The 6291-nt window shown below is 47.2% G+C and carries 3 protein-coding genes; all 3 read left to right on the forward strand.

The window, feature by feature from the left end:
• Window positions 1-45: 45 nt before the first annotated feature.
• Complete coding sequence (locus VIN08_RS16600; protein ID WP_331967297.1) at window positions 46-3564, forward strand: TonB-dependent receptor; 3519 nt, start codon at window positions 46-48, stop codon at window positions 3562-3564.
• A gap of 14 nt (window positions 3565-3578) precedes the next feature.
• The gene (locus VIN08_RS16605; protein ID WP_414693289.1) at window positions 3579-5444 is read left to right on the forward strand and encodes a RagB/SusD family nutrient uptake outer membrane protein; all 1866 of its coding nucleotides are present in this window, start codon (window positions 3579-3581) and stop codon (window positions 5442-5444) included.
• Window positions 5445-5531: 87 nt separating this feature from the next.
• Window positions 5532-6291 (forward strand): VCBS repeat-containing protein (locus tag VIN08_RS16610; RefSeq protein ID WP_331967299.1); only part of this gene is annotated, 760 nt, incomplete at its 3' end.

The following is a 6291-nucleotide window of genomic DNA, read 5'->3' on the forward strand; positions in this document are numbered from 1 at the left end:
GGCAGGGAGACGTGTCTCATTTGTAAAAACGAAACAATCAAAATTATGCAAGAGATTTTACAAACGCACATCAACCTCAGCAAAATTATGCGAATTACGTTGAGCCAGATTGTCGTTATGTTGATCCTCACCGGCATTTCTCGGGCAGAGGTCGGCAAAGCACAAAGTGTTTTAGACCGCAATGTCACGTTGACGGTCGAGCACGTAAGCTTGAACAAAGCTCTGGACAAAATCGAAAAAAGCGCTTCCGTCAGGTTTGTCTACAGCAAGAACTTTATTTCACTCCGACAGGAAGTTTCTTTCTCAGCCGAGAAAGAAAAGTTAGAATCACTTCTGAACAAACTGCTGGGTCCGTTAAATATCCGTTACGAAGTTATTAAAGACCGGATCGTACTGAACAAGATAAGAACAGAAGAAGATGATGATCCGCTGGAAGCAGCATCTGAAAACACCGATGCTATACCGGTTGCCGATATACTTACCATTAGCGGAAAAGTGAGTGATGCCGATGGTCAGGGACTTCCCGGAGTAAATATACTCGTGAAGGGAACTACCAATGGCACAACCACGGATGCCGATGGTAAATATAGTCTGCAAGCGCCTGACGAAAGCACTACACTGATCTTTAGCTTTATCGGCTATGCTACACAGGAAGTAGAGATCGGTGGCCGCACCACCGTTGATGTTACACTCGCGGCCGATGTACAACAACTTTCCGAAGTTGTAGTTGTAGGATATGGCGAACAGAAAAAAGAAACGGTTACAGGCTCAGTCGCTACCGTAAGAGGTTCAGACCTGGTGAAGTCGCCAGCCGTAAATCTTTCCAACTCACTGGCAGGAAGAATGCCCGGTGTTACCGTAGTGCAGGCCAGTGGCGAACCCGGTTATGACGGTTCCACTATACGCATACGCGGCTCGAATACATTGGGTAATAACAATGCGTTAGTGGTGATCGATGGTATACCGGCACGTACCGGAGGTTTTGAACGTCTCAACCCGGCTGATATAGAAAGCATGAGCGTATTGAAAGATGCCTCCGCTGCTATATATGGTGCGCGTGCTGCCAATGGAGTTATACTGATAAAAACCAAGCGCGGTAAATCCGGTAAACCACAACTGTCGTACTCCTATAACCAGGGATGGGCACAGCCAACCGTTATACCCAAGCTGGCAAGTGCTTCGCAGTTTGCCGAGATGCGTAACGAACTGGAGATCTATAATTTACCGGTAGCCGAGTGGAGCGCGGCCAACACAGCCTTTAAACAAACCGGAAGTTATACCCGCCCCAACGGAAGTGTAGTGAGCGCTCCCTATACTCCGGAAGATTTTCAAAAATTGAATGATGGCTCTGATCCGTGGGGACATCCCAACACCGACTGGTTCAAGAGTACACTCAAAACATGGTCGCCACAATCGCGGCATAATGTACAGCTCTCAGCCGGTAATGATAACTTCAAGTACCTCGCATCGGTAGGCTATCAGAACCAGGATGCCTTCTATAAAAATGCAGCCACCGGGTATAAACAATATGACTTCCGTATTAATCTCGATGCCAATGTAAACAAGTATATAACTACCAGTATAGGTATGCTGGCACGCGAAGAATATCGTTTCTTCCCTACACGCTCGGCCGGCTCTATATTTCGTATGCTGATGCGCGGTATACCTACACAACCAGCGTACTGGCCCAACGGTATGCCCGGCCCTGATATAGAGAATGGCGAGAACCCGGTAGTGATCACCACCAATCAAACAGGTTACGATCGCGACAAGCGTTATTACCTGCAAACCAATGGTCAGCTTGATATAACCATTCCGTGGATAAAAGGATTGAAACTTACCGGAACAGCATCGGTAGATAAATATGTAAAGCGCACCAAACGCTGGGAGATACCGTGGTATCTATATACCTGGGACAAAGTATCGTATGAAGCAGACGGAGCTACGCCTAAACTTTCCAAAGGTGCCCGCGGCCCGGCAGAGCCACGCCTTACACAAGGCGATGAAGATCAGCTCAACGTATTGCTCGGGGGTATAATTACCTACGATCGAAAATTCGGCAATCATGCACTGACTGTATTGGCTGGTACCAATCGCGAAACGATCGAGTTCGATAACTTCAATGCCTATAGACGATTCTTTATATCATCAGCCGTTGATCAGATGAGTGCCGGTGGTAACCCGGAGAAGAACAATGGTGGTGGTGCATGGGAGCGCGCGCGCCTTAATTACTTTGGTCGCGTAGCCTATAACTATAAAGAGAAATATATAGCCGAGTTCCTCTGGCGGTACGATGGCTCCTATATGTTCCCGAAAAATACGCGTTTCGGTTTCTTCCCCGGCATCATGGCAGGCTGGCAGATATCTGAAGAAGACTTCTTCAAGAACAACGTTACCTTCATGAATTACCTGAAGCTGCGTGGTTCGTGGGGAAAGATGGGTAACGATAACATTACGCTCAACTGGGATGGATCATTACTCGAATATCAATACCTCTCAACGAATGCATTCCGCAGCTATATTATCGGTGGACAGGAAGTAGGAACAATCTATGAAACAAAAGTACCCAACCTGAACATCACCTGGGAAGTTGCCAACAATAAAGATATAGGGCTGGAAGGACAATTCTTCGAAGGCAAGATCAACTTCGAGTTTGATGTGTTCTTCAACAAACGTGATAATATACTCTTGCAGAAAACCGGATCTATACCACAGACCACCGGTATGACACTGCCGCCACAAAATATAGGCAAGGTACAAAACCGCGGTTGGGATTTCCTCATTGGCTATAACACACAGATCGGAGAGTTGTCGTTAACCACAAGTATAAACGGAGGCTATGCGCAGAACAAGATTCTCTTCTGGGATGAAGCACCCGGAGCACCGGCATGGCAACGCACTACCGGACGACCGATGTATACTTTCATGGCGTATCAATACGATGGTGTGTTCAAAGATGAAGAAGAGATCAACGCCAATACGCTGGATTACTCTGCCGTTACCAATACACTGCGCCCCGGTGATATGAAGTATAAAGATTATAATGGCGATGGTAAAATTACCCCCGATGATCAGGTCCGGAACAATCGTACCAATATACCCTTGTTCCAGGGCGGCCTGAATATAAGCCTGGGCTTTAAAAACTTCGACTGCAGCATTCTCTTTCAGGGCGCTGCGGGCGGCCAGGTATATTTGAGCACGGGCGAATCGGGCAGTATCGGTAACTATGTGCTGGAAGTATACCAGAACCGCTGGACGATCGATAACCCGAGCAGCGATCATCCGCGCATTGCCGACCGCAGCAACCAGTATTATTCCAACAACAATACCTACTGGTTAAAGAGCAGCAATTATATACGTCTCAAAAATTTTGAGATCGGCTATACAGTTCCTGCTGCCATCGGAGAGAAAGCCGGTATTAATAAGCTCAGAATATATATGAACGGACTCAACCTGTTTACGATCGATAAATCGTCAGTGTTCGATCCCGAAGCTACCAATACACTCGGGCAGTATTATCCACAGTCGCGCATCATCAACGCAGGTCTTACCGTAACATTTTAAATCTCTTTGAAATGATGAAGTATATGAACAAGCTCACGTATATATTTCCGGTTGTCATCGTGTTATTTATAGCAGGTGCCTGCAGCGATGATTTTGTGAATACACAACCCTTGAGTGAAGTGCCAGAAGAAGCCGTGTGGAAAGATCCTGGCCTGTCGCAGGCATTTGTTACCGATATATATAATGGATTAGGCAATGGAGGGTTTGATGAGCAGATGCTCGCCTCCCTTACCGATGAAGCTATGTTTACGCACCCCGGGCGTGGTATCAATACCATTACCGAGGCACGTTCCAATCCGGCAGATATAGGATGGGTAAACAACACCCTCAACTGGCCCAATATGTATGCGCGCATCCGTGCCTGCAACCTGGCAATACAAAACCTGGAAACACCACAGTTCGAAAACACCTCGCAGATCAGCGCGAGTGTACTGAAGGGTGAAGCACTCTTTATGCGCGCTTATTTCTATCATCAGTTGCTGCGCTATTACGGTGGTGTTCCATTGGTAGACAGGCCCTATACATTAGGTGAAGCAGATTATACCATAGCCCGCAATACATTTGCTGAATGCGTGGATTTTATTGTGAATGATTGCGATCAGGCTGCACAATTGCTCGATGGTAAAGCAATGCCTTCCGGCAGAACATCAAAAGCAGCAGCCCTCGCGTTGAAGGCGCGTATACTGCTCTATGCCGCGAGCGATCTGCACGATATAGCTACAGCATCCGCCAACTCATCCGGTATAGCAAACTTCTCTAACAAAGATGTACTCGGCTATACCAGTGGCACGCGCGTAGAGCGTTGGCAAAAAGCAAAAGATGCAGCGAAAGCTGTGATCGATCTCGGTGGCGGTTATGAGTTATCACTCGCTGCACCGGTATCAGCAACGCAAGGCACTGCCAACTATGCAAACATGTCGCTCTCTAAAAATGGTGGCGAGAAAGAGTTGATCTTTGCGCGTTACTTCATCAATGCAAAAGATGAAGGCGGAGCATGGGTAGGTCGCAACAACGGACCAAACGGTTATCATAACTGGGCCGGTAACACACCGATACAAAACCTGGTGGATGATTATGAAATGATGGACGGTTCATCGTTCGATTGGGAAAACACTGCACATGCGTCCGCTCCCTATACCGACCGTGATCCGCGCTTCTATGCCACCATACTATTCGATGGCGCTCCGTGGAAACCACGCACAGCGGATGCTGCCGGTAAAGATCCCTACAACGAAATACAAACCGGACAATACCAGATCGTGAACGGTAGTGGCAGCGTTGTATCATACTTCGGGCTGGACACACGGCAGAGTTCTATTGAAGACTGGAATGGTTCGCGCACCGGATACTATATGAAGAAGTTCATTGATCCCGATCCGGCCATTGTCGATCAGAACACAAGGCAACAGATACCGTGGCCTTTCTTCCGCTATACCGAAGCTGTATTGAATTATGTTGAAGCCTGTATAGAACTGGGTGAAGAAGCAGAGGCTATACAATGGCTTAACAAGATCCGCTTCCGGGCGGGTATGCCTGCCGTTGCAGATGCAGGCGATGCTTTGCGACAGCGCTATCGCAATGAACGAAGGGTAGAGCTTGCCTATGAAGAACACCGCTATCACGATGCACGCAGGTGGATGATAGCACCTACTACCTTAGGACGGAAAGCCGGCAGGATCAATATCATCGGTACACTCAAGGCCGGTAAAGATGTGAAGGTATATAAATACGATCCTGCCAACTACGACTATGTATATGAACCGCTGGATATAGATCCCGGTATAGAGAACAGGGCGTGGCTGGACAAAATGTATTTCCTCCCGATACATCGCGATGAAATGAACCGCAACAATAAATTAGTACAGAATCCGGGATACTGATTTTATCCGGAGAAGTTATCTTTAGAATCTATGTCGGTGTGTATAGCATCGGCATAGATTTTTTACTATCTAAACCATCCTGACCCTTTGAAGCGAATTATACTGTATAGCCTGGCTGCCCTATATATACTGGCTGCCGGCTGCAAGAAGGCAACACAGCAGGCAGCGAGCGATGCAACATTACCCGCAGAGCCAACGCTTTTTCAATTGCTGCCAGCCTCCGTAACACATGTCGACTTTCAGAACAGACTCACCGAAGCGCTTAATACCAACGTGTTGCTTTACGAATATTTTTACAACGGTGGGGGTATTGCTGCAGGCGACCTGAATGGTGATGGCCTCGATGATCTGTACTTTACTGCGAACATGGCTGCCGATCATCTATACCTGAACAACGGCAGCATGCAGTTTACGGATATAACCCGTCAATGCGGTATACAAACACGCAATGGTCCGTGGAAGACAGGAGTAACGATGGCTGATGTGAATGGCGATGGAAAACTGGATCTATATATATGCTACTCAGGAAACTTGAAGCCTGAGCGAAGAGTGAACGAGTTATATATCAACTATGGCAACAACGAACAGGGTATACCACAGTTTAAAGAAGAAGGCAGACAGTATGGGTTGGATAGTCCTGCTACCAGCACGCAAGGCTATTTCTTCGATTATGATCGCGATGGCGATCTCGATATGTTTTTGCTCAACCATAATATACAGGCATTACCCGTATTGAACGAAGCCAACACAGCCGCCATGCTGAAAACAGAAGACCCGGTAAGCGGCTCGCGATTGTACAGAAATGATAATAATGTATTTAAAGATATTACGCGATCGTCTGGTATCA

It is taken from the genome of Ohtaekwangia sp. (assembly GCF_036568665.1).
Lineage (GTDB): Bacteria > Bacteroidota > Bacteroidia > Cytophagales > Cyclobacteriaceae > Ohtaekwangia.